This is a genomic window from Stenotrophomonas sp. YJH_SMC_20 (assembly GCF_059367845.1).
On record NZ_JCAFRG010000014.1, the window covers coordinates 84724 to 109980 of the forward strand.

Annotated in this window: 26 protein-coding genes; 13 read left to right on the top strand and 13 right to left on the bottom strand. The window is 67.4% G+C overall.

What is annotated here, in order from left to right:
- Positions 1–32 precede the first annotated feature (32 nt).
- Positions 33–449 carry an XVIPCD domain-containing protein gene (locus AC5P6A_RS19510; RefSeq protein ID WP_346714964.1) on the bottom strand — a complete coding sequence of 139 codons (417 nt, stop codon included), beginning with the start codon at positions 447–449 and terminating at the stop codon, positions 33–35.
- 75 nt (positions 450–524) lie between these two features.
- Positions 525–1004 carry a nuclear transport factor 2 family protein gene (locus tag AC5P6A_RS19515; RefSeq protein ID WP_134731156.1) on the bottom strand — a complete coding sequence of 160 codons (480 nt, stop codon included), beginning with the start codon at positions 1002–1004 and terminating at the stop codon, positions 525–527.
- Positions 1005–1230: 226 nt separating this feature from the next.
- Between AC5P6A_RS19515 and AC5P6A_RS19520 the strand changes: the two genes are divergently transcribed.
- Both AC5P6A_RS19520 and AC5P6A_RS19525 read left to right on the top strand, forming a co-directional pair.
- Complete coding sequence (locus AC5P6A_RS19520) at positions 1231–2043, top strand: alpha/beta fold hydrolase (protein ID WP_346714963.1); 813 nt, start codon at positions 1231–1233, stop codon at positions 2041–2043.
- A gap of 9 nt (positions 2044–2052) precedes the next feature.
- Positions 2053–2226, top strand: coding sequence for a hypothetical protein (locus AC5P6A_RS19525; RefSeq protein ID WP_167692772.1), 174 nt, complete (start codon positions 2053–2055; stop codon positions 2224–2226).
- A gap of 90 nt (positions 2227–2316) precedes the next feature.
- Here the strand turns inward: AC5P6A_RS19525 and AC5P6A_RS19530 are convergent, their stop codons facing one another.
- On the bottom strand, positions 2317–2997 hold the full coding sequence (locus tag AC5P6A_RS19530) for a hypothetical protein (RefSeq protein ID WP_346714962.1): 681 nt from the start codon (positions 2995–2997) through the stop codon (positions 2317–2319).
- Positions 2998–3130: 133 nt separating this feature from the next.
- On the opposite strand from AC5P6A_RS19530, the gene AC5P6A_RS19535 reads away from it, so the two are divergent.
- Both AC5P6A_RS19535 and AC5P6A_RS19540 read left to right on the top strand, forming a co-directional pair.
- Positions 3131–3790 carry a hypothetical protein gene (locus AC5P6A_RS19535; protein WP_346714961.1) on the top strand — a complete coding sequence of 220 codons (660 nt, stop codon included), beginning with the start codon at positions 3131–3133 and terminating at the stop codon, positions 3788–3790.
- A 70-nt stretch (positions 3791–3860) separates the two neighbouring features.
- Positions 3861–4829, top strand: coding sequence for a polysaccharide deacetylase family protein (locus AC5P6A_RS19540; protein ID WP_134731148.1), 969 nt, complete (start codon positions 3861–3863; stop codon positions 4827–4829).
- A gap of 3 nt (positions 4830–4832) precedes the next feature.
- Here the strand turns inward: AC5P6A_RS19540 and AC5P6A_RS19545 are convergent, their stop codons facing one another.
- The 3 genes from AC5P6A_RS19545 to AC5P6A_RS19555 all read right to left on the bottom strand — a co-directional run bounded on the left by AC5P6A_RS19545 (position 4833) and on the right by AC5P6A_RS19555 (position 7079).
- On the bottom strand, positions 4833–5675 hold the full coding sequence (locus AC5P6A_RS19545; protein WP_429001273.1) for a class I SAM-dependent methyltransferase: 843 nt from the start codon (positions 5673–5675) through the stop codon (positions 4833–4835).
- A 185-nt stretch (positions 5676–5860) separates the two neighbouring features.
- A complete protein-coding gene (locus AC5P6A_RS19550; RefSeq protein WP_143994735.1) occupies positions 5861–6535 on the bottom strand; it encodes a hypothetical protein in 675 nt (224 codons plus the stop codon).
- A gap of 127 nt (positions 6536–6662) precedes the next feature.
- Positions 6663–7079: a hypothetical protein gene (locus tag AC5P6A_RS19555; protein WP_346714959.1), complete on the bottom strand. Its 417-nt coding sequence runs from the start codon at positions 7077–7079 to the stop codon at positions 6663–6665.
- A 90-nt stretch (positions 7080–7169) separates the two neighbouring features.
- Between AC5P6A_RS19555 and AC5P6A_RS19560 the strand changes: the two genes are divergently transcribed.
- Positions 7170–7454, top strand: a complete 285-nt coding sequence (locus AC5P6A_RS19560; RefSeq protein WP_049454421.1) for a hypothetical protein — start codon at positions 7170–7172, stop codon at positions 7452–7454.
- A 123-nt stretch (positions 7455–7577) separates the two neighbouring features.
- On the opposite strand, the gene dmeF is transcribed toward AC5P6A_RS19560, so the two are convergent.
- Positions 7578–8549 carry a CDF family Co(II)/Ni(II) efflux transporter DmeF gene (dmeF, locus tag AC5P6A_RS19565; protein WP_495222367.1) on the bottom strand — a complete coding sequence of 324 codons (972 nt, stop codon included), beginning with the start codon at positions 8547–8549 and terminating at the stop codon, positions 7578–7580.
- A gap of 48 nt (positions 8550–8597) precedes the next feature.
- Here dmeF and AC5P6A_RS19570 point away from each other — a divergent pair, with 48 nt between their 5' ends.
- Positions 8598–8882, top strand: a complete 285-nt coding sequence (locus AC5P6A_RS19570) for a metal/formaldehyde-sensitive transcriptional repressor (RefSeq protein WP_346714957.1) — start codon at positions 8598–8600, stop codon at positions 8880–8882.
- Positions 8883–8977: 95 nt separating this feature from the next.
- Here the strand turns inward: AC5P6A_RS19570 and AC5P6A_RS19575 are convergent, their stop codons facing one another.
- Complete coding sequence (locus AC5P6A_RS19575) at positions 8978–9352, bottom strand: MerC domain-containing protein (RefSeq protein WP_021204442.1); 375 nt, start codon at positions 9350–9352, stop codon at positions 8978–8980.
- Between the two features lie 69 nt (positions 9353–9421).
- Here AC5P6A_RS19575 and AC5P6A_RS19580 point away from each other — a divergent pair, with 69 nt between their 5' ends.
- Positions 9422–10747: a GTP-binding protein gene (locus tag AC5P6A_RS19580; RefSeq protein WP_058980869.1), complete on the top strand. Its 1326-nt coding sequence runs from the start codon at positions 9422–9424 to the stop codon at positions 10745–10747.
- Positions 10748–10922: 175 nt separating this feature from the next.
- Here AC5P6A_RS19580 and AC5P6A_RS19585 read toward each other — a convergent pair whose 3' ends face one another.
- Positions 10923–12530: an ATP-binding cassette domain-containing protein gene (locus AC5P6A_RS19585; RefSeq protein WP_346714955.1), complete on the bottom strand. Its 1608-nt coding sequence runs from the start codon at positions 12528–12530 to the stop codon at positions 10923–10925.
- 264 nt (positions 12531–12794) lie between these two features.
- Positions 12795–13694 carry a LysR family transcriptional regulator gene (locus AC5P6A_RS19590; RefSeq protein WP_058980865.1) on the bottom strand — a complete coding sequence of 300 codons (900 nt, stop codon included), beginning with the start codon at positions 13692–13694 and terminating at the stop codon, positions 12795–12797.
- 250 nt (positions 13695–13944) lie between these two features.
- On the opposite strand from AC5P6A_RS19590, the gene AC5P6A_RS19595 reads away from it, so the two are divergent.
- Together AC5P6A_RS19595 and AC5P6A_RS19600 are read left to right on the top strand one after the other, a co-directional pair.
- Positions 13945–15123 (top strand): serine hydrolase domain-containing protein, encoded by a 1179-nt coding sequence (locus tag AC5P6A_RS19595; protein ID WP_134734989.1) that lies wholly within the window; start codon positions 13945–13947, stop codon positions 15121–15123.
- Positions 15120–16304, top strand: a complete 1185-nt coding sequence (locus AC5P6A_RS19600) for an MFS transporter (protein ID WP_171953354.1) — start codon at positions 15120–15122, stop codon at positions 16302–16304. Before AC5P6A_RS19595 ends, AC5P6A_RS19600 begins: the two co-directional genes overlap by 4 nt.
- A 173-nt stretch (positions 16305–16477) precedes the next feature.
- Here the strand turns inward: AC5P6A_RS19600 and AC5P6A_RS19605 are convergent, their stop codons facing one another.
- A complete protein-coding gene (locus tag AC5P6A_RS19605) occupies positions 16478–18094 on the bottom strand; it encodes an EAL domain-containing protein (RefSeq protein ID WP_164144203.1) in 1617 nt (538 codons plus the stop codon).
- A 229-nt stretch (positions 18095–18323) separates the two neighbouring features.
- Between AC5P6A_RS19605 and cycA the strand changes: the two genes are divergently transcribed.
- Together cycA and AC5P6A_RS19615 are read left to right on the top strand one after the other, a co-directional pair.
- Positions 18324–19697 (top strand): D-serine/D-alanine/glycine transporter, encoded by a 1374-nt coding sequence (cycA, locus tag AC5P6A_RS19610; RefSeq protein WP_021204435.1) that lies wholly within the window; start codon positions 18324–18326, stop codon positions 19695–19697.
- A gap of 229 nt (positions 19698–19926) precedes the next feature.
- The gene (locus AC5P6A_RS19615) at positions 19927–20703 is read left to right on the top strand and encodes a lytic transglycosylase domain-containing protein (protein WP_019660891.1); all 777 of its coding nucleotides are present in this window, start codon (positions 19927–19929) and stop codon (positions 20701–20703) included.
- A 48-nt stretch (positions 20704–20751) separates the two neighbouring features.
- Here the strand turns inward: AC5P6A_RS19615 and AC5P6A_RS19620 are convergent, their stop codons facing one another.
- Positions 20752–22272: a tetratricopeptide repeat protein gene (locus AC5P6A_RS19620; protein ID WP_346714954.1), complete on the bottom strand. Its 1521-nt coding sequence runs from the start codon at positions 22270–22272 to the stop codon at positions 20752–20754.
- Positions 22273–22437: 165 nt separating this feature from the next.
- On the opposite strand from AC5P6A_RS19620, the gene AC5P6A_RS19625 reads away from it, so the two are divergent.
- Complete coding sequence (locus AC5P6A_RS19625; RefSeq protein WP_346714953.1) at positions 22438–24519, top strand: NHL repeat-containing protein; 2082 nt, start codon at positions 22438–22440, stop codon at positions 24517–24519.
- On the opposite strand, the gene AC5P6A_RS19630 is transcribed toward AC5P6A_RS19625, so the two are convergent.
- Entirely contained in the window at positions 24497–24916 is a 420-nt protein-coding gene (locus tag AC5P6A_RS19630; protein WP_155028886.1) for a YciI family protein, read from the bottom strand. The two genes, AC5P6A_RS19625 and AC5P6A_RS19630, sit on opposite strands and share 23 nt — an antisense overlap.
- A gap of 248 nt (positions 24917–25164) precedes the next feature.
- Here AC5P6A_RS19630 and AC5P6A_RS19635 point away from each other — a divergent pair.
- On the top strand, positions 25165–25257 hold a 93-nt coding region (locus AC5P6A_RS19635), incomplete at its 3' end, for a transposase (RefSeq protein ID WP_332328542.1).

The window sequence follows — 25257 nt, forward strand, 5'->3', positions numbered from 1 at the left end:
CGCGCTGGGCCGCCAGTAACGCTGGAGGCGGCTCAGCCCAGATGGTGTGCCGGGTTCTGCTGCTGCTCCTGCTCACGGGCCTGCTGTTCGGGCACTAGCCCCACGGCCGGCTGCTGCGGGGCCAACCCCAGCTTCTGCATCGACTGCTCCACCGGCGTCTGCGCCGCCACCGCGGTCGGCATCATCGCGCGCAGGTGCGCCGGATTGGCCGGGTCGCCCTGCACCACGAAGACGTTGTGCCCGGCCGGGTGCTGGGCCGTGGCGTTGCTGACCAGCACATGGTCGACCTGCTGCAGGCCCTGCTCGCGGGCCAGCACGGTCAGGCTGGCGGTCAGGCGTTCGCTGGTCTGGTCGAACGCACGGCCATGCTGGGCATCCAGAGCGGCCACGCCTTGGCGGACCTGCTGGTTGAGGCCGTAGTCGGGGTGGTTGGGGGTGAGTTCTGCCATGGCGATCGAACGGTAGCGGTGGGTCGGGGTGAACCCCTTCAGTATAAATCCGGCCGGTGAAGGGCGCCGGAAAGGTCAGTCCGCCGGCCGATGGTCGTAGCTGATCACCCGTTCGGCCAACCAGCGCCCGTCCACGCGGCGCCAGACCTGGATGAAGCGGGCCTGGCCGGTCCAGCGTTCCACGCCATCCTTGCCGCGTTCATGGAAGCGGTGGTTGCCGATTTCGAGCGCCCGCTCATCGTGCAGCGGGAAGACCTGCAGCGAAGATTCCACCAGCTCGCGGCGCAGCTGCCAGCCACCCTTGCGCGCGCTGCTGCACAGGGTGGCCACGCTGCGACGGAAGTCCTCGCGGCTGCTGGCCGACTTGCCGTCCTTGTCATGGAAGAACTCCATGTCGTCGGTCGTCATCGCGGCGGCCCTGTCGGCATTGCAGGCCTCGAAGGCGGCGGCGAACAGCTGGGTGTCGGCCTGGTGGATCTGCTCGCGCAGGGAGTCGGCGGGCGCTGGCGCGGCAACGAGGCCGGCGGCCAGCAAGGGCAGGGTGGGCAGCAGCATGGTGAGGCTCCAGGGAGGGTTCACGCAGGCTCGCATGGCGTTTGGGCCACTGCAGCCGGCGTCCGACGAAACGGCCCTTCCACGGAGTGAACGCCCGCATTGGCGGCCCGGCGCCAGCGTCGGGGCCCTGGCTGTGCAGGCGATGTCATGAGCGGCCGGGATTCCCTCACGGCCGCCACAGGGCACGGCCACTAGCCTGAACGCCTCCCTTTCCACAGGAGCGCCCATGCCTGCTTCCCGCATCCGCCTGCACGTTGAAGACACAGGGGGCCACGGCCGCCCGGTGATCCTGATCCACGGCTGGCCGCTGTCCGCCGATGCCTGGAGGACGCAGGTGACGATTCTGCGCGACGCTCAACACCGGGTGATCAGCTACGACCGGCGTGGCTTCGGCCGCTCCGACAAGCCGGCCGAAGGTTATGACTACGACACGCTGGCGGCGGACCTGGCGGGGTTGATCGAGGAACGTGACCTGCGCGACGTTACCCTGGTCGGCTTCTCGATGGGCGGCGGTGAGGTGGCGCGCTATGTGGCCAACCACGGGCAGGAGCGCCTGCACAGCGTGGTGTTTGCTGCCGCCGTGCCGCCGTACCTGCTGCGCAGTGATGACAACCCGGAAGGCCCGCTGACCCAGGACAAGGCTGATGAAATGCGCAGTGGTCTGGAGAAGGATCGCGAAGCGTTCTTCGACGGCTTCACCCGCGATTTCTTCAGCGCCAACGGCAAGCTGATGGTCACCGAGGAAGCGCGCCAGGCGGCGATCGCGCTGTGTCATCAGTCCGACCAGACGGCGGCGCTGGGCTGCATGAAAGCGTTTGCCACCACGGACTTCCGCGATGATCTGAAGAAGATCACAGTGCCCACCCTGATCCTGCACGGTGACAGCGATGCCATCGTTCCGTTTGAAGGCTCTGGCCAGCGCACGCAGCGGGCCATTGCGGGCAGCGAAGTGGTGATCCTTGAAGGCGCGCCGCACGGCTGCAATACCAGCCATGCCGACCACTTCAATCTTGCCCTGCTGAACTTCCTGAAGCGGTAAGCTGCGGCCATGCGCGAACCGAAGATGCCACCGTGGAAGAAGCCCAACCCCAAGGGCCAGACCTCGCAGCCGCTGTCTCCTGCACAGAAGGAGGCGGCGCGGCAGCGGGCGGAAGAGAACGGCCGGCGCTATCCGAATCTGGTGGACAACATGTGGGCCGCCAAGCTGCCGCGCGGACTGTGATCTGTAGAATTGAGCCATGCTCGACTCCGCTCTGCATCCATCCACGCATGCGTGGATCTACTGCAAGAGCAGCCGAGCGTGGGCTCGGCTCTACAGCTTGGCCAGCGGCTTCCAGCCGGGTTCCAGCCAGGGCGCGATCTTGTTCTGTCGAACCGTGACGGCCTCAGCCGGCAGCCCCGCCAAGCGCGCAAGCTCTGCACGCAGCAGCTCGGAATCCACCGGCACGGCCGTAGCCACCTGCAGCCGATCACCCTGATGTCTCACCTGTACCGGTAGCGTGGCACGCGCGTCCTGCTGGCCGCCGGTGCGCCCGATCGGGTAGCGCATTGTTACCGGCCGTGACAGCTGCGCCAGTGCGGGCTGCCACGCCTGCAGCACGAGGGGCTGCCCGGCAGCGGGAACATGTATTTCAGCAATCGTGGCTGGGTAGCCGGTGAGGCTCTCGACCATGACCTGGAAGCGCGCGCCATCTGGTACGGCCAGCACGGCGGCGATCAATACGCACAGCGAAACGAATACCGCCGCCAGGATCCAGCTGCGCGGCGCGGTGGCCGGTCGAGTCGCGTTGCGCAGCCCCGGTTTGCGCCGCAGCTTGCGCGCGTAAATGCGCCGGTCCTTCCTGCGCGGGCTGCTGCTGTGCTCAGGCAGGTTCAAGGGAACGCGCGGAAGGCGCGCCACGCGGGCCTGGATCAGGCGCGAGAGCAGCATCCACGCGATCACGAACGCCAGCAGCGGGAGCAGGGTTCGCACCCACAGATACAGCGTGACCATCCACAACACCTCTACATACGACCATCCATGCTCGTCTACATCCTACCGGGACCACGCGGTGGTTGTCGTATACGCCAGCCGACAGGCACAGGATGCTTGGTTAGGATGGTCCTTTGTTGTCATGGATGAACCGATGGTCTCTGCCGCTGCCCGCTTCTGTCGCATCTGTGGTCCCGGCCCGATCCTGCTGGCCCTGCAGGTGGTGGCGTTGCTGGCGGTAGGCATTGCAGCCGGCTTCTTCCACTACCGTGTGGGACTGCTGCTGGAGCCGGTGGATGACGCATGCGGTGGGCCCGACGCGGCCGCACGCATACAGGTGGCCGAACAGCTGCTGGCGCGATCCACTGCGCTTGCACCGTGGCAACCGTTGCAGTGGATTCCGATGGCGGGCGTGGTGCTGGCGCTGCTGGGCGCGATGTCGATCAGCGTCTATCGGCTGGGGCGGTTGTCCGGACGGCTGCGGCGGGCCAACCGGGTCTTGATGATGCTGCATGGCGCGGTACTGGTGCTGGCGGTGCGGGCATTGCATCTGTACGACATGGCATGGACCAGTGTGGCCAAGCTGGCGCCGACAACCTGCCTGATGGAACTGGGGGAACAGGGCAGTTTGCCGCTGGCACAGGCGCAGGAGGTGGTGTTCGAGATCCTCACCCACGAGCATGCCCCGCTGCTGCGCAATCCCGATGATCTGGCCCTGGTGCTGGTCGCAGTGATGCTGATGGCGATGGCTGCAGGATTCATGTTGTGGCGGGCGATCGTGCGCGAGCGGGAGGTGCAGTCGCCCAGCCCATAGCAGCTGCATGCCCGACCAGGCGTTCTCAATCACGCTAAAGTCCGTACTTCGCCCCTGCAAGGAAGTGCTGATGCGTTGGTTGCTTCGCGCTGTACCGCTACTGCTCTGTTCGTTGGCGGTACACGCCGCTGAAGTAGATCGCCGGATTGCGGTGACCATCGACGACCTGCCCTGGGCGCGGGTGGATGAGATCGTTCCGCCTGACCTGCAGGCGCGGCATGAAGCGCTGATGGACCAGCTGCGCGAGGCAGGCGTGCCGGTGGTCGGCTTCGTCAACGAGAACAAGCTTGAGATCGACGGGCAGATGCAGCCGGCGCGGGTGCAGATGCTGCGCGACTGGCTGGACGCCGGCTACATGCTGGGCAATCACACCTACTCGCACATGGACCTGAACGCCAAGGGCGTGCCTGCGTTCCAGCGGGATTTCCTGCGTGGCGAGACGGTGCTGCGGCCGTTGCTGGCCGAGCGCGGGCTGAAGCCGCAGTGGATGCGTCACCCCTATCTGCGCGCGGGGCGCACGCCGGAAGACCGCGCGGAAATGGACGTGTTCTTCAAGCAGCTTGGCTACCGCGTGGCGCCGGTGACGGTGGACAACGGCGAGTGGGTGTGGGCGTTCGCCTATGCCAACGTGATGAACGAGCAGGCGGATTCGCCCGCGCGCGCGGCGACGCTGGCGCAGCTGCGCAAGGGCTACGTGCCGTACATGCTGAACAAGCTGGACTATTACGAGAAGCAGTCGCAGGCGCTACTTGGGTACGCGCTGCCGCAGGTGTGGCTGATGCACGCCAATGAGCTCAACGCGGCGACCTTTGCCGAACTGGTCGCGGCCACGAAGCGTCGCGGCTATCGCTTCATTTCATTGGACGAGGCGATGCGTGACCCGGCCTACGCGCGGGGTGCCGAGGGCTACAACGGCCGCTATGGCCCGAGCTGGCTGCACCGCTGGGCGATGGCGCAGAACAAGCCGAAGGACTTCTACGCCGGCGAACCCGAGGTGCCGGCGTGGGTGATGAAGCTGGCCAAGGTCGACTCGGAGTGACGCTCAGCGCTTGACGGCCAGCACGCCGTCCAGCGCCAGTTCGGCCTTGAAACCCGCCTTTTCCAGGCGCTTGGCCACTTCACGCGGCACGTCGCGGCCGCTGGTCAGCTTGTTCGGCGCGCCGGTGTAATGGAACAGGCGGCCGCCCTTGCGGATGACGCGGGCGAGGTGGTCATAGAACACCTGGGAGTACAGCTCGCCGGCGATGCCGAAGCGCGGTGGGTCGTGCAGGATCGCATCGACACTGTTGCTGGCCACCTGTTCGATCTGCTGCGAGACGTCACCGTGGCTGAACTGCAGGCGGCCACCGGCGGCAGCCGAGTCTGGATCCGGCGACCACGGGTTGAGCGTGCGCAGCCACATCACATCGGCGTTCTTCTCGAACGAACGGATCTGGCCGACACCGGCTTCCAGCGCACAGGCGGCGAAGTAGCCCAGGCCACCGCAGGTATCGAGGATGACCTTGCCGGCCGGGGCGACCAGCTCCACCTTGCGGCGCGCATCCTCGAACGGCGACAGCTTCGAGGTCGGCAGCATCTTGATGCCGTCGATCTCGAAGGTCGGTGCGCCCCATTCGGTCGGCACCAGCTTGATCAGCGAGCCGCTGTAGCGCGAGATCGGCGCGAAGTCCTCGCCATCCCAGTAGTACAGCGTGCGGTCCTTCAGCTTGCCCGGCCACGGGTAGGGCTGGCCCCGGAAGTGGAAGCCGTCGGCATCCAGCACCACGCTGTCCTGGCTGCGGCCGAGGTCGAGCGAGCCCTGCCATTCGGCAGCGCCCTTGTCATGGGCACGGTGCAGGGTGTCGGCGCTGTCGCGGGTCAGCAGGGGGCCGGTGTAATGGGGCACGGCGGGTACCGGGGCGGTTTCGGGGGAGGGCATGGTACCGCAGGGCGCATGATGGGTTGAAAGAGTGATTTATTACCATGGTCGTTGAAAACAACGGTCTATGGGGCATGTGCAGCTAATCAGTATGACGGGGTGCCGCGACGCGGCCTTCAGTGAAAGGCTGAAGGCCGCCTAAAATCAGTTGCCTACTGGGCGAACTGAGTTCCGCGATTGGAAGCGCATTGCCTTGGTATGCACACGTCCAGCGAGGTGCTCACGAATCGCGACTCCATTACGGTGCAAATGACGCCAATTCCCTCGCTGAGATAGAAGGGGGATGAATAATGACGTGTATCGCTAAAGTAGCATCTGCCGTTGTCAATGCCGATCTTGGCTGTTCGGGCTCCCGCGACGGAGCTCTCTGCGTTCATCTGGCCTATTGAGTAATAGGAGACGCCCACAGGAACACGTCCATTCGGCGCAGTTGCCGTAACCCAGTCAATACTCTTCGAATTCAATTTTGAGGTTGGATTTCCAGGGGTGTTTTCGCGAGTGCATACCCAGCCTGCTGCCGGCCCTTCAATCGTCCCTTCCCCTTGAGATGGTTCCATATCCATGGAAAGGCAGAAAGCTTGGTGATAGAGCTTGGTCGCCTCCGACTGGTCGCTGTATCGATAGATCAGTCTTCCAAATCCATCAGGCTTCAGATGCTGATCAACTTGAATCTGTCCCCCATCGAAGTCTGGCCAAGTTGTACGGCGAACAATGATGATCTCTCCTTTGGCGCTGAGCTCCGTTCTGTCGACACTCAATGGTGTTCCTGCGAATGCAGGCGAGGCCGTGGCGATTGCCAGACACAGGATCAGTGTGCGATTACTCATCTGCGCGTCTCCGTTCTACGGTTGCGGAGACACTAGGCTCAACAATGTTCAGTTTTCAGATTGTGACCCGCACCGTAATTGACCAGATTTCAAACTTTTCTTACTAGTTTGAATGTTGATCCATCGCTCAATCGCACTTCACCGCATACACCGGCCCAGCACCGATCAGCATCAGCGCCATGTAGTCACTATCACTGGCCTTGCCCTTCAATGTCGCGTCCTTGTTGAAGTGGAAGATGCCGAAGCCACCGGCCATGCGGATCAACGCGCTGTCGATCTGCTCGGCGTCATCGCGGAAGTAGCGGCTGATCTCGCTGCGGGTGGCCTTGTGCAGGGCATTGGGCTCGCGCTGCCACTGGTCGCCGCGGCTGAAGGAGATGAAGTACTGGCCGCCTTCCTTGTCGATGCGGAAATCGGCCGGTTTGCGCGCGCCGGTGGCGAAGCAGCCCTGCAACGGGTCGGCGCTGAAAGGAAGCCCGGCGTCGCCACTGCAGGCGGTGAGCAGCAGGAGGGCACCGGGCAGCAGCAGGCGGAGCGTGCGCATGGGATGTCCCTACAAGGCAGGTGCGGCTAGTGTAGGCAGCATGCGGGCGTGGCCCGTACAGAAATTCGGCAAGGACACAGGGGTTTTCGGATGGCGCAGGGCAAGGCACCGTGGTGCGGCGTGGCCAGTTGGCTGGGGATCGCTGTGGGTTGGGGCGCCGGCACGTTGGCTGCGCAGGCGGCGGTGGCCGCAGGCGGCAATGGCATGGCGGCCGGGCTGGGCGTGGGCGTGCTGGGTGCGGCACTGGTGGGCGGCGGTCTGGCGGTGGCGTCGCGCGTGCGCGGCGAGCGCTGGCCATGGATCGGCATCGGTGGTGCGGTGCTGAGTGCGCTGCCGCTGCTGATGTACCTGCTGCGGATGATGCTGAAGCTCTGACTGTAGAGCCGAGCCCGTGCTCGGCTGATGGCCTGCGACAGCCGAGCATGGCTCGGCGCTGCAAAGGCAACGGCAAGCCGAGCATGGGCTCGGCTCTACAGATTCGACCGCAGTCGCGCAGGATCAGCTACGGTGGATCTCCACCGTCACATGCACCAGCTCCTCATGGATCGCCAGTGCGTTGCGCACGGTATCGGCATCCAGACGGGCGTCGCTGGTAACCACGCTGGCGCTGACCGCGTACTTGCCGCGACCGACCTGCCAGACGTGCAGGTCGGCCAGGCGCGCCGGCCAGGGGCCCTGTTCGATCACTTCGCGAACTTCGGCCACCACCGGTGCGTCCATCTGCGCGTCGAGCAGGATGCGGCCGCTGTCGCGTAGCAGGCCCACCGCCCACACCGTGACCAGCACGGCGCCGACCAGCCCCATCACCGGGTCCAGCCAGGTCAGGCCCAGCAGCTTGCCGCCGAGCAGGGCGACGATGGCCAGCACCGAGGTGGCGGCGTCGGCCAGCACGTGCACGTAGGCCGAGCGCAGATTGAGGTCGTGACCGTGCGCATGGCCGTGATCGTGGTGTTCGTGGTCATGCCCGTGATGATGGCCATGGTCATGCCCGTGGTGGTGATGCGCGTGGCCCGGGCCGTCGTGCAGCCACCATGCGCAGAGCAGGTTCACGCCCAGGCCTACCGCAGCGATGGCGATGGCTTCGTTGTAGTGAATCGGCGCCGGTGCCCACAGTTGCTGCAGTGACTGCACGGCCATCAGCGCGGCGACGCCGAGCAGGGCGATGGCGCTGGTGTAGCCGGCCAGGATCTCGATCTTCCAGGTGCCGAAGGCGAAGCGCGGGTCGTGCGCGTAGCGGCGCGCGCAGCGGTACGCAAACACCGCCAGGCCCAGCGCCAGCGCGTGCGAACTCATGTGCCAGCCGTCGGCGAGCACGGCCATGGAGTTGAACCACCAGCCGCCGACGATCTCCACGACCATCATGCTGACGGTGAGCCACAGGGCGCGGCGGGTATTGCGTTCGGCCAGCGGGTTGCCGTCGTCGAAGCGGTGTTCGTGGCGACGGGCGGCGGCGAGGGCGTCCAAGTGCATGGGGGCGGGAGCTGGAGTGGATACCCCCATAGGGTATATGATCCCGCCATGGCGCACGTACACAAAAATCGTAAGCAGCTGCTGACCCGGGTGCGCCGCATCGCGGGCCAGGTGGCGGCGTTGGAGCAGGCGCTGGACCAGCCCGAGGGTAAAGCCGGCGACTGCCCGGACGTGCTGGTGCAGGTCGCCGCCGTGCGCGGTGCCGCCCACAGCCTGCTGATGGAGCTGCTGCACGAGCACCTGCAGGAACACGTGGTGGGCGCCGAAGACCCGCAGCAGCGGGCGGCCGAGGCCGAGGTGCTGGTCGAGCTGCTGCGCCGCTACGGCAAATAGGCCGAGGGGCGGTAGAGTCGACTGTCAGTCGACTGCTCTTCGTACAACCAACGAAAGACCCCGCGCTTCGCGCGATAGTCGACTAACAGTCGACTCTACCCCCCGTGGCGGTGCCGCGCGTTCCAGATGTGCGTGGCGGCCAGCAGCAGGCTGCCGGTGACCGTCATCGGTGTTTCCCAGTCGTGCGAGGGCAGCGCAAGCGCGCCGGCCAGCAGCAGGCCGAGCCCGGCGCCGGCGGTGGCCCAGGCCAGCACGGGGAGGCGACGGCGACGCTCGGCCCGCCACAGCGCGTAGCCGGTCAGCGGCAGGGCGATGGCTACGAACAGCAAGTGCACCCATTCCGCCTCGGCCCACGCGCCGAACAGCGGCAACGCGGCGGCCAGCAGCGGCAGCGCCAGGCAGTGCAGCAGGCACAGGCTGGACAGGGCGACAGCGCCGGCATCGAGCAGGGCGGCAGACGGCGACTTCATCGGGGGAGGCTCCTTGCGCGACAGATGTTATACAGTAACATTTCCGTTCCGCAGCCAACCCGCTCCGACATGAACACTGTTTCCCGCGCCGACCGTCGCCTTCCGGTCACCGTGCTGTCCGGCTTCCTGGGGGCCGGCAAGACCACCCTGCTCAACCAGATCCTGCGCAACCGCGCGGGCCTGCGTGTGGCGGTCATCGTCAACGACATGAGCGAGGTCAACATCGACGCGCAGCTGGTGCGCGAGGGTGGGGCCGAACTGCGCCGCACCGAGGAGACGCTGGTGGAATTCAGCAATGGCTGCATCTGCTGCACGCTGCGCGATGACCTGCTGCAGGAAGTGCGGCGCCTGGCCGACGCCGGCCGCTACGACTACCTGCTGATCGAGTCGACCGGCATCGGCGAGCCGATGCCGGTGGCAGCCACCTTCGCCGTACGCGACGAGCATGGCTTCAGCCTGAGTGACGTCGCGCGACTGGACACGATGGTGACGGTGGTGGATGGCAGCGCGTTCCTCGCCGACTTCGGCTCGACGCTGCGCCTGGCCGAGCGTGGCCAGCAGGCCGGGCCGGACGACGATCGCGGCGTGGTCGACCTGTTGTGCGAGCAGGTCGAATTCGCCGATGTGATCGTGGTCAGCAAGGTCGATCAGACGGAAGATGACTTGCTGCAGGACACGCTGGCCGTGCTGCGCGGCCTGAACCGCGACGCGAAGCTGCTGCTGTCCCGCTTCGGTGACGTGCCACTGGCCGAGCTGCTGGACACTGGCCGCTTCGACTACGAGCGTGCGCAACGTGCGCCGGGCTGGGTGAAGGAACTGCGTGGCGAGCATACGCCGGAGACCGAAGAGTACGGCATCGGCAGCTTCGTCTACCGCTCGCGGCGACCGTTCCATCCCGCCCGCTTCGCCCGCGCGCTGCAGTCGGGCATGCCTGGCGTGATCCGCAGCAAGGGCTGGTTCTGGCTGGCCAACCGCATGGACTGGGTGGGCGAACTGAACACCGTGGGCGCAGCAACGCGCACGCAGGCGGCGGGGTTCTGGTACGCCGCGCGTGATCGCGTGCGCGCTGGGCTGGAGGACACCGCGCCATTGCTGCCGCCCACGCCGCTGCCGTACAGCGACCTCGGCTGGGCACGGCAGCAGGCCGATTGCTGGAGCGCACCGTTGCCGGGGCCGGAGGACTTCCCGGATGCGGCCGCGCATTCGGCGATGCAGCGCCTGTGGCATCCGTTGTGGGGGGATCGCCGCCAGGAGCTGGTGGTGATCGGCGTGCACATGGATGAGCGCGCGGTGCGAGCGGAGCTGGACGCGTGCCTGCTCAACGATCAGGAACTGCGTGCGGGGCCGTTGCTGTGGCAGCAGTTGCCGCAGGCGTTCCCGGTGTGGAAGCGGTGAGCGAACGGCTCCAGTAGATTCACGCCATGCGTGGATGGCGGTTCAACCGGTCTTTGCCCGCCTTGTAGAGCCGAGCCCACGCTCGGCTGCAATTGCAGTGGATCCACGCCATGCGTGATGCGTCAGCCGAGCGTGGGCTCGGCTCTACAGAATCGAACCCACGCATGGCGTGGATCTACAAGGCGTCGCGCCATTGCCAAGCGTCGGCGGTGACTCGCAGTACCCGCGTCGGTCGCAATGCCTGCAGCAGGTGCCGGTCGTGGCTGACCATCACCAGTGCGCCCGGCCACGCCGCAAGCAATTCTTCCAACGCCTGCAATGCGCTCAGATCCAGCGCATTGCCCGGCTCGTCCAGCAGCAACAGCTGCGGTGCGGGATCGGCATACAGCACGCTGGCCAGCGCGCCTTTCACCCGTTCGCCATCGCTGAGGCTGCTGGCTTGCCGCTGGATGCGCTGCGCGTCCAGCCCGAGCAGGGCCAGCCGTGTGCGCAGTTCGCCGGGGGCCGCGCGCGGGTTGGCGGCCTGCACGGTGTCGAGGATGCTGCGCTCGCCGGACAGCCCCAGCAGCTGCTGGTCGAGCAGGGCCAGGGGCGCATGCCGTTGCACGGTGCCACTGCATGCAGGCAGCTGGCCGGCCAACACACGCAGCAGGGTCGATTTGCCGCTGCCGTTGTCACCGACCACGGCGATGCGCTGCCCCCGGCGGATCTCCAGCTGCAGCGGGGCGCTGCAGCCATGTGGCAGCACCAGCGCCTCGGCCTCCAGCAGACGCGCGCTGCCACGCTCGCCCGCACCGGCAAACAGCGCCAGTTCCGGCGCCGCATGCACCGCCGATGCCGCTGCGCGCAGCTGCTCTGCGCTGGCCTGCAGGCGTTCGGCCTGTACCAGCTGCGCGCGGCCGTGGCTGGCCTCGGCGCGCTGCTTCTGCCGGCCGAGCAGGATGGGGGCCTGGTTGGCCTGCTTCGCGTCGCGATTGCCACGCGCCTGACGTTGTTGTTGCCGTTCGTGCTGTTCGCGCGCGCTGCGTTGCTGCTGCCGGTGCTGGGCGCGCGCATGGTCGAGCTGGGCGGCGGCAGCTTCGCGCTCGGCGGCGCGCGCATCGGCGTAGTGCTGCCACGGTCCGCCGTAACGATGCAGCCCGCGCCCATCGAGCTCGACGATCTGCTGCATGTGCCCAAGCAGCTCGCGATCATGACTGACCGCCAGCAGGCCGCCGCGCCACTGCTGCAACTGCTCGTACAGCTGTTGGCGATGGCGTGCATCGAGGTGGTTGCTGGGTTCGTCCAGGATCAGCCAATCGGCACCGCTGGCCCAGGCACCGGACAGCGCCACCTGCATCGCCTGGCCACCGCTGAGACGCGCGGCAGGCTGGGCGGGGTCGAGGTCATCGGGCAGCCCGAGCATCTGCCATTGCTGCTGCAGGCATTCGCGCAGATCCCAGCGGTCGCCGATGCAGGCGAAGTCGGCCTCATCCACGCTGCCGGCCTCGATGCGTTGCAACGCGGCCAGTTCCGCGCCGACGCCGGCCAGCTCACCAACCGTGCCGGCGGGTGGATAACCGGGCGTCGGCAACAGGAACACCCGGCCACTGCCGCGTACCTGGCCGCTGTCGGGCAGCAGCCGGCCAGCCAGCAGGCGTGCCAGCACACTCTTGCCGGCGCCATTGGCACCGACCAGGCCGGTAGCAACCGGTTCGAAGGAAAACGTCAGATCGGAAAACAGCAGGCGGCCGTCGGCCAATCGATACGACACGCGATCGAGCGTGAGGGAATGCGGGGTCATGCGACCTCCATGGATGCCGGGTTCTCCCCTGCGCGCAGGGGGCGGGAAGAGTCAGGCCGTCTGGTGGGAAGACGGCGGCATCAATGGCGCATTGGTCGCGAGCCTCTTGGAGGAATGAGCGGCCAGTATAGCGGCAGTGGCTGAATGGTCAGGTGTGCGGCCGCCGGGCATGGCCCGGCGCTACCGATGGTCGGGCGGTTCTGTAGAGCCGAGCCGATGCTCGGCTTCCTTTCGCCGCGAGACGCATCCACGCATGGCGTGGATCTACGGCACGGTACCCAGGCGGTCGCCGACGAAGTCGATGAACACCCGCAGCTTCGGCAGTACGTGTCGGCCCGACGGCCACAGCAGATGGAAGGTGCCGCAGGAATGCACGTGTTCGTCCAGCACCGTGACCAGGCGGCCGTCGGCCAGGGCATCGCGCACCGAGTGCACCGGCACGAAGGCCAGGCCGATATCGCGCAGTGCGAGCGCTACCCGCGCTTCGATGGTGTTGGCCACCATGTGCACCGGAAGCTCCTGCGGCGTTTCATCGTCGGGCCAGTGGATCGGCCACGGTTCCAGCTTGCCGGTGGTGGGGAAGCGATAGTGCAGCAGCGTGTGCTGCATCAAGCCTGCCGGCGTGCGCGGAACGCCGCAGCGCTGCAGGTAGCCCGGCGAGGCAACGACGCGGCGCGGGAACACACCCAGGCGCCGTGCGTTCATGCGTGAGTCGCTGGGTTCGCCGACGCGCAACACCGCATCGAAGCCCTCCTCGATGACATCAACCAGGCGGTCACTGAAGTCCAGGTCCAGGCGGATATCCGGGTACGCCGCCATGAACTCGGCCATCAACGGCAGGGTGAGGTCGCCAACCAGGGGCAGGCTGATGCGCAGGGTGCCACGGGGCGAGGCGTGCGGTTGTGCCAGCTCGGTGCGCGCGGCATCGCGTTCGTCCAGGATGCGCCGGCAGCGCGCCAGGAACAGCTGGCCCTCGGCGGTGAGGGTGATGCTGCGCGTGCTGCGATGGAACAGCCGTACGCCCAGCGCGTGCTCCAGCCGTGCCACGCACTTGCCCGCTGCCGAGGCGGAAATACCCTGCAGGCGTCCGGTCTCGACGAAGCTGCGGGTGTCGGCCGCGTGCACGAAGGTCTGCAGGTTGGCGAGGTTGTCCAGGACTGACATGGGCGTGCGGGCAATGAAAGCGGCAGGGTAGGCCGGCGCGGCTGTAGCGGGCGGCTCCGCCATCGCAACACTGTGGTGCGGGGTGGCGTGGAGACCGTTGCGGCCTTGCGGTGAGACCGTTGCGGCCTTGCGGTTCCGGCCATCATGCCGACTGCGGACTACACGGTCCATGATGCCCGGAGCGGCAACCGGCTTTTTGCGCGGCCACCCGCTGCCTAACGTGGCGGCCTCTCCCCCACGGATCACCGCGATGAATGCCGCTCCTTCCTTCGAACCTGCGCCGACACTGCCTTCGGTGCAGCGGCTGCTGCAGCAGGTCCACCCGCAGCGCCTGGTCGGCGCGGTGGCGCTGGTGCGCGAGCACGGCGTACTGCGCCATGCCAGCGCGACCGGGCTGGCCGATCGTGAATCGGTCACGCCGATGCAGCGCGACCAGCTGTTCCGGCTGGCGTCGGTGAGCAAGCCGCTGCTGAGCACGGTGATCCTGCGCCTGGTGGCCGAGGGTGTGCTCGACCTGGACACATCGGTACAGCGCTGGCTGCCGGATTTCCGCCCGGCGTTGGCCGATGGCACTGCGCCGCCGATCAGCCTGCGCCAGCTGCTCAGCCACAGCAGCGGGCTGGGCTACCGCTTCCTCGAAGCCGATGTGGACGGCCCCTATGCGCGCGCCGGGGTCAGCGATGGCCTGGACGCGAACCCGCTCTCGCTGGCCGAGAACGTGCGCCGCATCGCGCAGGCACCGCTGCTGTTCGCGCCGGGCAGCCACTGGCTGTACTCGCTGGGCGTGGACGTTGCCGGTGCCGTGGCTGAAGCAGCGACCGGTGAATCCCTGCAGGCACTGTTCGAGCGCTTGCTGGCCGCACCCCTGGGCCTGCGTGACACCGCCTTCGCTGCGCGCAACGCGGCACGGCTGGCCACGCCCTATGTGAGCGACACACCGCAGCCGCACCGCCTGCGCGAAGGCGAGGTGGTCGCTCCGTTCGAGGGTACTGTCGGTATCGAGTACAGCCTCGCGCGCGCCACCGATGCCAGCCGTTTCCCTTCGGCCGGGGCAGGCCTGGTCGGCAGCGCCGATGAAGTGATGGCGGTGCTGGAGGCCTTGCGTGATGTGCAGCGTTCAGGCCTGTTGCCGCCGGCACTGGCAGCGGAGATGGCCAGCCCGCAGGTGGGCGAACAGGGGCCGCCGGAACCGGCCGGCTGGGGCTTCGGCCTTGGCTTTGCGGTGCTGCGCGATGCGGCCGCCAGCGGTACGCCGCAGAGCGCAGGCACATGGCGTTGGGGCGGCGCCTACGGGCACAGCTGGTTTGTCGATCCTGCGCGTGGGCTCAGCGTGGTGGCGCTGACCAACACCCTGTACGAAGGCATGGATGGCGCCTTCGTCGATGAGCTGCGTGATGCGGTCTACGCCGATCTGGAGGCCGCCCGATGAGCGGCCATGCCATCGATGCGGCTGGCCCGGCCGGTGAAGCCACGCGCCTGCCGTGGGCGGGGCTGCTGGCGCTGGCCGGCGGCGGTTTCATCACCCTGCTGACCGAGACCCTGCCGGCGGGCGTCCTGCGGCCGATGGGCGAAGGCCTGGGCGTGAGCGATGCGGCGGTGGGCCAGCTCGTCAGCGTGTACGCACTGGGCTCGGTGATGGCCGCATTGCCGATGACTGCGTTGACCCAGCGCCTGCCGCGACGCGCCTTGTTGCTGGCCGCCATTGCCGGCTTCGTGGTGGTCAATACGCTGACCGCAGTGAGCAACAGCTATCCACTGATCCTGGCCGCACGTTTCCTGGCCGGGGTGAGTGGTGGCCTGTTGTGGTCGCTGGTGGCCGGCTATGCGGCGCGCATGGTGGTGCCCTCGCTGCAGGGCCGGGCAATTGCGGTGGCGATGGTCGGATCGCCGTTGGCGCTGTCGCTGGGCGTACCGGCGGGCACGTTGCTGGGGCAGCAGCTCGGCTGGCGCTGGGCATTCGCCCTGATGAGCGTGCTGGCCGTGGTGCTGCTTGCCTACGCACGCTGGGCGCTGCCCGCGCTGCCGGCGGCGGCAGCCGGCCGGCGCACCTCGCTGGCGACGGTGTGGCGCATGCCCGGCGTGCGCAGCGCGCTGGCGGTAATGGTGCTGTACGTGCTGGCACACAACGTGCTCTACACCTACATCGAACCGCTGGCGGTGGAGGCGGGGGCCGGCCCGTGGCTGGACCGCCTGCTGCTGGCCTTCGGGCTGGCGGCCATTGCCGGTATCGGTATCGCTGGCTGGGGTGTGGATCGCCACCTGCGCACGCTGGTGTGGGCGGCCGTGATCGGCTTCATCGTGCCGGTGCTCGCGCTGCTGCTGTGGCCGGGCGAAGCGACCGCGCTGCTGCTGGCGACCATGCTGTGGGGCGTGGCCTTCGGCGCGGTGCCTACGTTGTTCCAGACCGCATTGGCACGGCGTGCCGGTGCCGCCGCAGATCTGGCGCAGTCGATGCTGGTGACCGGCTGGAACCTGGCCATTGCTGCCGGTGGCGTTGCAGGGGGTGTGCTGCTGCAGGCGGGCGGCCCGAACCAGTTGGGATGGCTGCCGTTGCTGCTGCTGGCGGTGAGCGTGGCGTGGTTGCTGGCACGGCCGAAGGCCTGGGCGTAGGCGGCGAGTCAGTGATGGCGCGGTGCCGGCCAGCGGCCCGCACTACCGTGGTCCCCGCCATCCACGCATGGCGTGGATCTACCGAGCGCAGCGCCTCCTGCGCGCCCCATCCACCCGGCCCCAACTGATGGATTCACCGGGCGCGACCACGAGGGGCTCCGCCGTTCGCCGCCTTACTCCGCGCCCTCACGCTCGATCGGCACGCTGCGCGGATTCTGCATGTGCTCCCGCGCCGCGCCATAGCGCTGCTGCCGCTTGTGGTGGAACACCACGAACTCGTCCCGTGGCAGCGGCCGCGAGAACAGCCAGCCCTGCGCGAACTCGACCTTGCGCGCATGCAGATATGCCAACTGCGCCTCGGTCTCCACGCCCTCGGCCACCACCCACAGGCCCAGCTCCTTGGCCATGTCGATGATGTGCGGCGTCACCGGGCTCGTCGCGCTCTCGGTGTCGATCGCATCGATGAACGACTTGTCGATCTTCAGCGCGTCCAGCGGCAGCTGCTCCAGGTACTGCAGGCTGGAGAAGCCGACTCCGAAATCATCGATGGCCACGCTGTGGCCGGCGCGGCGTGCCTGCGCCAGCATCGTGCGGGCGCGGTCCAGATCGAGGAAGCCGCGCTCGGTGGCTTCCATCCAGATCTGCTGCGGCAGGATGCCGCTGCCGGTCATGTGCTTGGAGATCATCTTCAGCGCACGGCCGCTGCTGATGTCTTCGGCGGCCAGGTTGATCGCGATGTGTGCGCTGCGGTCGGCGACCAGCAGATCGCGCATGTCGCGCACGACGTTCTCAATCACCAGATCGGTGATCGCGCCGATCATGCCGGCCTCTTCGGCCAGCGGAATGAACAGGTCCGGCCGTACCTGCGTGCCATCCGGGCGCTGCCAGCGCACCAAGGCCTCGGCGCCGACGCAGATGCCGGTATCCAGCTCGATGATCGGCTGGTAGTGCAGGTACAGCTCGCGGCGGCGGATCGCCGTGGCCAGTTCGCCGCGCAGGGACAGGCGGCGACGCGACAGCCACACCACCAGGCCGGCACCGGCAGCGGCCAGCAGAACACCGATCGGCACGAACAGCCACGCCTGCTGGCGGAAGGTTGCAGCCAGCGCGGTACGCGGCGTGGTTGCGATTGCCAGCCACTCTTCATTGCGCGCGGTGGCGTACAGGGTGTTGTGGTCCAGGCCTTCCTCGGGCGCACGCAGCAGGGTCTCCAGCAACGCGGGATCCATGCCGCTCTGCCTGGCCAGGAGGCGGCCATCCGGGCTGGCCAGGGCAAGGCGCACGTTCGGGTCGGCGATGACATCGACAAACCGGCGCGGATCGACCAGGACGTCGTAGTTGCCATACAGGATCGACAGCACCTGGCGCCGTCCGCTTGCCTCGGGGCGCACATCCACGGCAATGCCGGCGCCATCACTGGTGACGTGGTCGGCCCTGGGCTGGTTCACGTCGGACAGAAACGGCCCCCACGACGTGCAGCGCAGCTTGCCACCCTCGAAGTAGCCCATCTGATCAACCGACGGCGAGGTCATCACCAGCGTCTGCATGCGCCGGATATGGTCCGGCCCGCAGGCGTCCTGGGCGCCGGCCTCGGCCGACTGCAGCGCCGCCAGTGCTTCCCGGTAGGACTGGTCGGCGCGGCGCAGGGTACGACCGGCGATATCGCGCAGGCGCTGCTGCTCGACACTGACGGCCCGGTCCCAGGTGGCATAGGCCATCACCGCGATCGGCACGGCCGCGGCCAGAATCGCCAGCGCGGTGCCACCGATGATCACGCGCAGCCGGCTCATGGCCGGGGCTCCAGCGGGGTGGGCAGGGCAGGGCACATGGGCGGGCCGATCCTTGGGCAGGAACGGCTATCTGAGCATGGCGCAGGGCCGGGCGGAATGGGATCAATCCGGTATTCGGTCACATTGTGATGAAAGCGGCCAAGTTTGACGTGATTGACCCGTCCGATGCTGGCGCTCCGGGCGCTGGAGGACTACCGTCGAACGCTTCGCCGCCCTCTTGCCCGCGCCCATGACCGAGCCCGCAACGCCCCCCGAGCACCTGCGCCGCAGCCTTTCCAACCGCCACCTGCAACTGATCGCCATCGGCGGTGCCATCGGCACCGGCCTGTTCATGGGCTCGGGCAAGACCATCAGCCTGGCCGGACCCTCCATCGTCTTCGTCTACCTGATCATCGGCGCGATGCTGTTCTTCGTGATGCGCGCGATGGGCGAGCTGCTGCTGTCGAATCTGCAGTACAAGTCCTTCATCGATTTCTCCACGGATCTGCTCGGCCCATGGGCCGGGTTCTTCTGTGGATGGACATACTGGTTCTGCTGGATCGTGACCGCCATCGCCGATGTGATCGCCATTGCCGCCTATGCGCAGTTCTGGTTCCCCGGGCTGGATGCGTGGATACCGGCGCTGGCCTGCGTGCTGCTGTTGCTGGCACTGAACCTGGTGACCGTGAAGCTGTTCGGCGAGATGGAGTTCTGGTTTGCGCTGATCAAGATCGTGGCGATCTGCGCGCTGATCATCACCGGCGCTGGGCTGGTGGCATGGGGCTTCACCTCGCCCAGTGGCCACACCGCGTCGCTGTCGAACCTGTGGAATGACGGCGGCCTGTTCCCGATGGGCCTGGTCGGCTTCTTCGCCGGTTTCCAGATTGCGGTGTTCGCCTTCGTCGGCATCGAGCTGGTCGGCACCACCGCCGCCGAGACCGCCGACCCCGAGCGCAACCTGCCCAAGGCGATCAACTCGATTCCGGTACGCATCATCATCTTCTACGTGCTGGCGCTGATTGCGATCATGGCCGTCACCCCGTGGCGCCAGGTGGTGCCGGACAAGAGCCCGTTCGTGCAGCTGTTCGTGCTGGCCGGCATTCCTGCCGCCGCCAGCCTGATCAACTTCGTGGTGCTGACTTCGGCCACGTCCTCGGCCAACAGCGGCATCTTCTCCACCAGTCGCATGCTGTACGGCCTTGCCGAGGAAGGCCACGCACCGCGGGGGCTGTCGAAGTTGTCGCGCGCTGCCGTGCCTGCCCGTGGCCTGCTGTTCTCGTGCCTGTGCCTGCTGGGTGGCACGCTGCTGATCTACCTGATTCCGAACCTGGTGACTGCTTTCACCCTGGTGACCACGCTGGCGACGGTGCTGTTCATCTTCGTGTGGTCGCTGATCCTGGTGGCCTACATGGCCTATCGCCGCCGCTACCCGGAACGCCACGCTGCGTCGATCTTCAAGATGCCCGGCGGCGTCGCCATGTGCTGGGCCTGCCTGGTGTTCTTCGCCGCGGTGCTGGTGCTGCTGAGCCTGCAGGCTGACACCCGCCAGGCGCTGATCGCCAGCCCGGTGTGGTTCGTGCTGCTGGGCGTGGGGTACCGGGTGCGTCTCAGAACGGTGAAATGACCGGGAATGCGGGGTTTCGGCAACGCCGGAAATCGAGAACGTCGGAAATCGGTAGAGTCGACTGTTAGTCGACTGCTCTTCCATGGGCTTCCGGAAAACCCCGCGCTGCGCGCGATAGTCGACTGACAGTCGACTCTACCGCTGCGGGCGCCGGCGCAGGTGTGGGGCGCAGCCCTGCCGACCCCCATTCACCCAACATTCGCGGGCGCGGCCGGATGATCCGGCCGCCATGTCCCGTCGCCCTCTCCTGCTTGTGCTGTTGCTGCTGCCCAGCCTGTGGCCCGGGCTGGCCGCCGCACGCACCGTCTACCGCTGTGTGCAGGGCAACACCGTCAGCCTGGCCACCGCGCCGGAACCGGGTTCGCGCTGTAGCCCGAAGGAAATCGACGACAACGCCATCCAGACCCCGAACCTGTGGGGCAACATGGGCGTGTTCAGCGGCGTACTGTACGAGCGCGAGCAGGATGGCGTGCTGGTCTACTCCACCCGCAACCTGCCCGGCTCGCGGGTATTCCTGAAGTTCACCGTGGCCACGCCGCCGGGCGAGCCTGCCCACGAAGGCCTGGGCAAGGTGGGCAAGCCGCAGCTGGCGCAGCACGCCAGGCAGTTCAAGGCCGCGGCCAAGGCCACGGGCGTCGACGATGCCTGGCTGCGCGCAATCGCCCATGCCGAAAGCAATTTCGATCCGCTGGCGGTGTCCAGCAAGGGCGCACAGGGCGTGATGCAGTTGATGCCGGAGACCGCACAGGAATATGGCGTGCGCGATCCGTTTTCGCCGCAGCAGTCGATCGAGGGCGGCGCGCGCTACATGCGCGCGCTGCTGCGCCGTTACAACGGCGATCGCCCGTTGGCGGCGGCTGCCTACAACGCGGGCATCGGTGCAGTCACCCGCTACAAGGGCGTGCCGCCCTACGCCGAAACCCTGGCCTATGTGGACAAGGTGATGGCGCTGTACGCGCGCTACCGCGAAGCAATGGGCATCCGCACCGAAGTGCCAGCCCGCTAGGCGGGAGGTGTAGTGCCGAGCCCACGCTCGGCTCCACAGGAAATCGGCTCAGCGCGAGGTGGACGTGCTGACCAGGTCGTAGCGCTCGATGCGGCCGACGCGTGCCACCTCGGCCTGCACGTCGGCACGCTGCTTCAGCACACGCCAGGCGGCATCGATCTTCACGTCGCCGGGCAGCGACGGATAGGTGCGCATGTCCTGCAGGGAGGCCAGTGCCTCGCCGCGCTCAACCGGTGAGCGCAGCTGTTCGATCAGCACCGCAGCGGCCGCGTCCAGATTGCCTTCCTCCAGCAGCATCTCGCGCTGGAACAGGCGCGCGTCATCGCCCTGGGCCAGGATGGCTGCGCGCGCGGCCTGTTCGGTCTTGGCATCGCCACGTTCACGGGCGGCAACGAACTGCAGCAGTGCCTGGGCCGCCTTGCCGTAACCGGCCAGGCCCGGCATGTCATTCACCGCGACAGCAGCGTCCTGCATGCGGCCCAGCGAACTGAGCAAGAAGCCGACGTTGAACTGGTGCTCGGCACCATCCGGGCCCAGCGCACCGATGCGTGCGGCCAGCCTGGCTGTGGCCAGCGCATCATCGTTACGGCCCAACCGGCGCAGCGCCATAAGCCGGCTGTTGAGCAGCCACGCCACCCATTCGGCTTCCGTCGCCGAGGGCGACTCACCTTCGGCCGCCACACCGGCCATGCCATCGGTCAGCGCAAGCACTTCCTCGTTGCGGTCCAGCATCAGCAGCGTGCTGCTGAACTCGGCCATGCGTGCGTCCAGCGCCCGGTCGAGCAGGCCGGAAACCCGCAGTTCGTCGAGGTGCTTCTGTGCAGCCTGCACTGGGTCGAAGCGGGCATCGTCGCGGTCGACATAGCGATCAAACCGCTTGTCACTGCGCAGGCGAATGATCTCGGCCGGGCCGGTGATGCGCGCCAACGTGGCCGGGATGTCGTCGCCCCGGCCATTGTCGGCCTGCAGTGTTGCCAGTGCCAGCCACAGTCCGGTGGGTTCCAGGCCGCCGCTCTTCCAGCCGTTGTCGAACAGCGCCTGCAGCAGTTCCATGCGCTGCTGGGGCTGGTCCCGCAGGCGGAACTGCAGGTAGTTGATCGCGTGGTGGTCCACCGGCAACGGCGCGTCGGCATGCTTCAGTGCCTGCACCAGGTGCTTCGTGGCGGGCGCTGGTTGGTTCTCGGACAGTTCCACCGAGACCAGGGTCAGCAGGATCTGCGCGTCGTCTGGCAGTGCTTCCTGTGCGCGCTGCAGGTAGCGGCGGGCCTGGTCCGGCTTCTTCTGCACCATCGCGGTCCAGCCGGCCACCTGCGCGGCGCGGCCGCGATGTTCGGCATCGAAGTCATCCAGCATCGGATCTTCCATCAGCCGTTCCATCGCGATCAGCGCGCCCAGCGTGTTGCCACTGCGTGACTGCTGGATGGCCTCATCCCAGCGCGTGGCATAGGCCATGTGCATCACATCGGCGGTGATTGACGGCTTCTGCGGCGCCACCGTGATCGAAGCGGTGGCGGATGTGCTGGCCAATGCGGCGGCCAGCAGGGCAGCAAGGGGGAGGATGCGGGGCATGGAGGATCTCCATCCGTGGGAACCGCATTGAACCTGCTGCAGCCAGCGAGAACAAGCGCGATGGATGGAACTCTGGCGTTTGGCCGTACGATTGGCCATGGCGGATCGTGCGTTCAGCGTCTATTGTCGGTGCCTCTTCAGGCAGCAGGCAGGCAGCGCAGCACGATGGCACGGTGGCAATGGATGGCGGCAGGCGTAGCGTTGGCGACGGTAGTGGCATTGGCTGCGACCTGGTGGGAGACACCGCTGCATACGCTGGCTGAACCGGCGGGCCCGGCTCCAACGCCGTTGGCGTGGACCGCGCAGATCGAACCGCTGGCCGGCGATGGCCACCCCGGTGACCGCGACGGCGCGTCCGCGCAGGCACGCTTCGCCGATCCCTATGCGTTGCTGCGCAGTGCCGATGGCAGTGTCTATTTCACTGATGCCGGTGATAACAACCGGATCCGTCGCCGCCTGCCCGATGGCCGCGTCGAAACGGTGGCCGGGCAGGGCGAGGGGCGCGTTGATGGCCCGGCACTGCAGGCCAGTTTCAACACGCCTTCGGGCATTGCCGCCGACGCGCAGGGCAACCTGTATGTGGCCGACACCGGCAACCATGCCATCCGCCGCATCGGCACCGACGGCCAGGTGACCACGCTGGCCGGTGGTGAACAGGGCCACGTTGATGGACCTGCCGCGCAGGCGCGCTTCGATGCGCCGATGGGCATCGCAGTGGATGCGCAGGGCCAGGTCTACGTGGCCGATACCTTCAATGACCGCATCCGGGTGATCGGTACCGATGGCAACGTGCGCACACTGGCCGGTGGCGATCGGCCGGGCCTGGCCGATGGCACGGGCGCCGCTGCGCGCTTCGATACGCCGGTGGCACTGGCCTTCGACGCGCAGGGCGCGTTGCTGGTGGCCGACCTGTTCAACAACGCGGTGCGCCGCGTCGGTGCCGATGGCACGGTCAGCACCGTGGTGGGTGGTGGTGGCGTGATCAATGGGCCGCTGTCGTTGGCCACCACCCACGATGGCGTGCTGTACGTGGGCGACATGGATGGCCGCATCGTGCAGGTGACGCCGCAGGGCCATCAGATCGCGCTGGTCGGCAACGGTCGACTGCCACGCCTGGCCCGCCCCAGTGGCCTGGCGATGGACGCCGACGGCAGCGTGCTGGTGGCCGACGCGACGGCCTATCGCCTGCACCGCCTGCGCCCGCTACCGGTGGGGGAACTGCCCGCACCGGCGCTGGCCGGCCCGGCCGCCGATGCCGCGCTGCCCGATACCGGCGGCCGTTGGCCGCTGGCGCCGCAGCAGGGCTGGCACGAAGTCGTCGGCACGCTCGGCGAAGTGCGCGGCAACTTCAAGGGCGAGAGTCGCCATCACCTGCACGGGGGCTTCGACGTGCGCGGTGATGTGGGCCAGACCGTGCTGGCGATTGCCGATGGCAAGATCAGCAGCCCGATGGCGGCCTGGAGCTTGGGCGAGCAGGCTGAGGGCCTGGCCGTGGATCGCCTCAAGTACATCCACATGCGGGTGGGCCGCACCCCACGCAATGAACCGTTCGATGCGCGCTGGCAGGCGCTGTACGACGAGCAGGGCAAGCTGGAGCGGATGCGCGTGCGGCGCGGCATGCGCATTCACGTCGGCGATCGCCTGGGTAGCATCAACAACCAGGCGCATGTGCACCTGGCCGTCGGCACCGGTGGTTTCGAGACCAACGCCGTGGCACTGGGCTTCCAGAACTACGCCGACCACTTCGCACCGCGCATCACCGATGTGGCGTTGCTGGACGACAACGACCAGCCGATGGCCGCAGGCAGCGATGGCGTGGTGATGGTGGCGCGCCAGGGACGAGGTGTGCAGATCGTGGTCGAAGCCTGGGACCAGGTCGACAACAACCTGCCGCGGCGGCGCCTGGGCATGTACCAGGTGGGTTACCAGATTCTCGATGCGGGCGGCCAACCGCTGCAGGGCTACGAGCAGCCACGCTGGAACATCGTGTTCAACCGCATGCCGCCGCAGCGGGAAGCGGTGCGCGTGGCCTACGCACCGGACAGCGGCATCACCGTGCATGGCAGCGCGGTGACCCGCTTCCGCTACCTGGCCACCAACACCGTGCGCGATGGCCTGATGGAAACCGGGCGCTGGCAGCCGGCGGCGCTGCCGCCGGGCGAGTACATCGTGCGCGCCAGCGTGCGCGACTACAGCGGCAATGAAGGCATCGGCCCGCGCGAGATCAGGGTACGGCTGCTGCCGTAGCCGCAGCCGCAGCCGCAGCCGGCGCGCCGCAGCGTTCGCGCTCGGCGTCCATGTCTTCCAGCGGCCGCACTTCGATGCTGCCGAAGCGTGCCCAAGGAAAGTCGCGGGCGATGCGCATGGCTTCGTCGCGGTCGCGGGCGACGATCAGGTTGAAGCCGGCCAGCAGTTCGCGGGTTTCGGCGAAGGGGCCATCCAGTACGCGGCTGTGGCCATCACGCACGCGCAGGGTCTGCGCGGTGTCGACCGGCTGCAGCTTCTGCGCGGCCAGCAGCGTGCCTTCGGCCTGCAGCTTGTCGGCATGGGCCAGGCAGTCGCGCATCAGCGCGTTGAATTCTTCGATGGGCAGGGCCTGCAGCAGGGCAGGCTCGATGTAGATCAGGAGCAGGTACTGCTGCATGGCGCGGTCCTGGCGGGGGCGGGGTGCCCATGATGGCGCAGGTCTGCGCGTGGGCATGTTGCAGCGCGGGAGGCGCGCCTTCGGCGAGGGTCGGCGAACGGCGGAGCCCCTCCGTGGTGGGTTGGGTTGGTCGCTGAAAGCTGGGTTCATGGGCTTTGCCGGGTGGGTAGGGGGGTCGGGGGACGCCGTAAACCCATCCTTGAAGTGACCCCCGGGAGTTGGACGCCAGATCCAACCCCGAGGGATACATGAACAGATATGACGCTCGTTTCAAACTGCAGGTTGCCAAAGAGGCCTGCAAGACCTCCACATCAGTCAAAGCCGTTGCTCGTCGCCACAGC

Excerpts from the sequence above, each read along its gene's own strand:
- AC5P6A_RS19625 (WP_346714953.1), top strand. The coding sequence starts at position 22,438 with ATGGCACGGTGGCAATGGATGGCGGCAGGCGTAGCGTTGGCGACGGTA.
- AC5P6A_RS19630 (WP_155028886.1), bottom strand. The coding sequence starts at position 24,916 with ATGCAGCAGTACCTGCTCCTGATCTACATCGAGCCTGCCCTGCTGCAG.
- AC5P6A_RS19585 (WP_346714955.1), bottom strand. The coding sequence starts at position 12,530 with ATGACCCCGCATTCCCTCACGCTCGATCGCGTGTCGTATCGATTGGCC.
- AC5P6A_RS19510 (WP_346714964.1), bottom strand. The coding sequence starts at position 449 with ATGGCAGAACTCACCCCCAACCACCCCGACTACGGCCTCAACCAGCAG.
- AC5P6A_RS19525 (WP_167692772.1), top strand. The coding sequence starts at position 2,053 with ATGCGCGAACCGAAGATGCCACCGTGGAAGAAGCCCAACCCCAAGGGC.
- AC5P6A_RS19570 (WP_346714957.1), top strand. The coding sequence starts at position 8,598 with ATGGCGCACGTACACAAAAATCGTAAGCAGCTGCTGACCCGGGTGCGC.
- AC5P6A_RS19615 (WP_019660891.1), top strand. The coding sequence starts at position 19,927 with ATGTCCCGTCGCCCTCTCCTGCTTGTGCTGTTGCTGCTGCCCAGCCTG.
- AC5P6A_RS19605 (WP_164144203.1), bottom strand. The coding sequence starts at position 18,094 with ATGAGCCGGCTGCGCGTGATCATCGGTGGCACCGCGCTGGCGATTCTG.
- AC5P6A_RS19590 (WP_058980865.1), bottom strand. The coding sequence starts at position 13,694 with ATGTCAGTCCTGGACAACCTCGCCAACCTGCAGACCTTCGTGCACGCG.
- dmeF (WP_495222367.1), bottom strand. The coding sequence starts at position 8,549 with ATGCACTTGGACGCCCTCGCCGCCGCCCGTCGCCACGAACACCGCTTC.
- cycA (WP_021204435.1), top strand. The coding sequence starts at position 18,324 with ATGACCGAGCCCGCAACGCCCCCCGAGCACCTGCGCCGCAGCCTTTCC.
- AC5P6A_RS19620 (WP_346714954.1), bottom strand. The coding sequence starts at position 22,272 with ATGCCCCGCATCCTCCCCCTTGCTGCCCTGCTGGCCGCCGCATTGGCC.
- AC5P6A_RS19550 (WP_143994735.1), bottom strand. The coding sequence starts at position 6,535 with ATGAGTAATCGCACACTGATCCTGTGTCTGGCAATCGCCACGGCCTCG.
- AC5P6A_RS19560 (WP_049454421.1), top strand. The coding sequence starts at position 7,170 with ATGGCGCAGGGCAAGGCACCGTGGTGCGGCGTGGCCAGTTGGCTGGGG.
- AC5P6A_RS19515 (WP_134731156.1), bottom strand. The coding sequence starts at position 1,004 with ATGCTGCTGCCCACCCTGCCCTTGCTGGCCGCCGGCCTCGTTGCCGCG.
- AC5P6A_RS19600 (WP_171953354.1), top strand. The coding sequence starts at position 15,120 with ATGAGCGGCCATGCCATCGATGCGGCTGGCCCGGCCGGTGAAGCCACG.
- AC5P6A_RS19540 (WP_134731148.1), top strand. The coding sequence starts at position 3,861 with ATGCGTTGGTTGCTTCGCGCTGTACCGCTACTGCTCTGTTCGTTGGCG.
- AC5P6A_RS19530 (WP_346714962.1), bottom strand. The coding sequence starts at position 2,997 with ATGGTCACGCTGTATCTGTGGGTGCGAACCCTGCTCCCGCTGCTGGCG.
- AC5P6A_RS19575 (WP_021204442.1), bottom strand. The coding sequence starts at position 9,352 with ATGAAGTCGCCGTCTGCCGCCCTGCTCGATGCCGGCGCTGTCGCCCTG.
- AC5P6A_RS19520 (WP_346714963.1), top strand. The coding sequence starts at position 1,231 with ATGCCTGCTTCCCGCATCCGCCTGCACGTTGAAGACACAGGGGGCCAC.
- AC5P6A_RS19535 (WP_346714961.1), top strand. The coding sequence starts at position 3,131 with ATGGTCTCTGCCGCTGCCCGCTTCTGTCGCATCTGTGGTCCCGGCCCG.
- AC5P6A_RS19555 (WP_346714959.1), bottom strand. The coding sequence starts at position 7,079 with ATGCGCACGCTCCGCCTGCTGCTGCCCGGTGCCCTCCTGCTGCTCACC.
- AC5P6A_RS19580 (WP_058980869.1), top strand. The coding sequence starts at position 9,422 with ATGAACACTGTTTCCCGCGCCGACCGTCGCCTTCCGGTCACCGTGCTG.
- AC5P6A_RS19595 (WP_134734989.1), top strand. The coding sequence starts at position 13,945 with ATGAATGCCGCTCCTTCCTTCGAACCTGCGCCGACACTGCCTTCGGTG.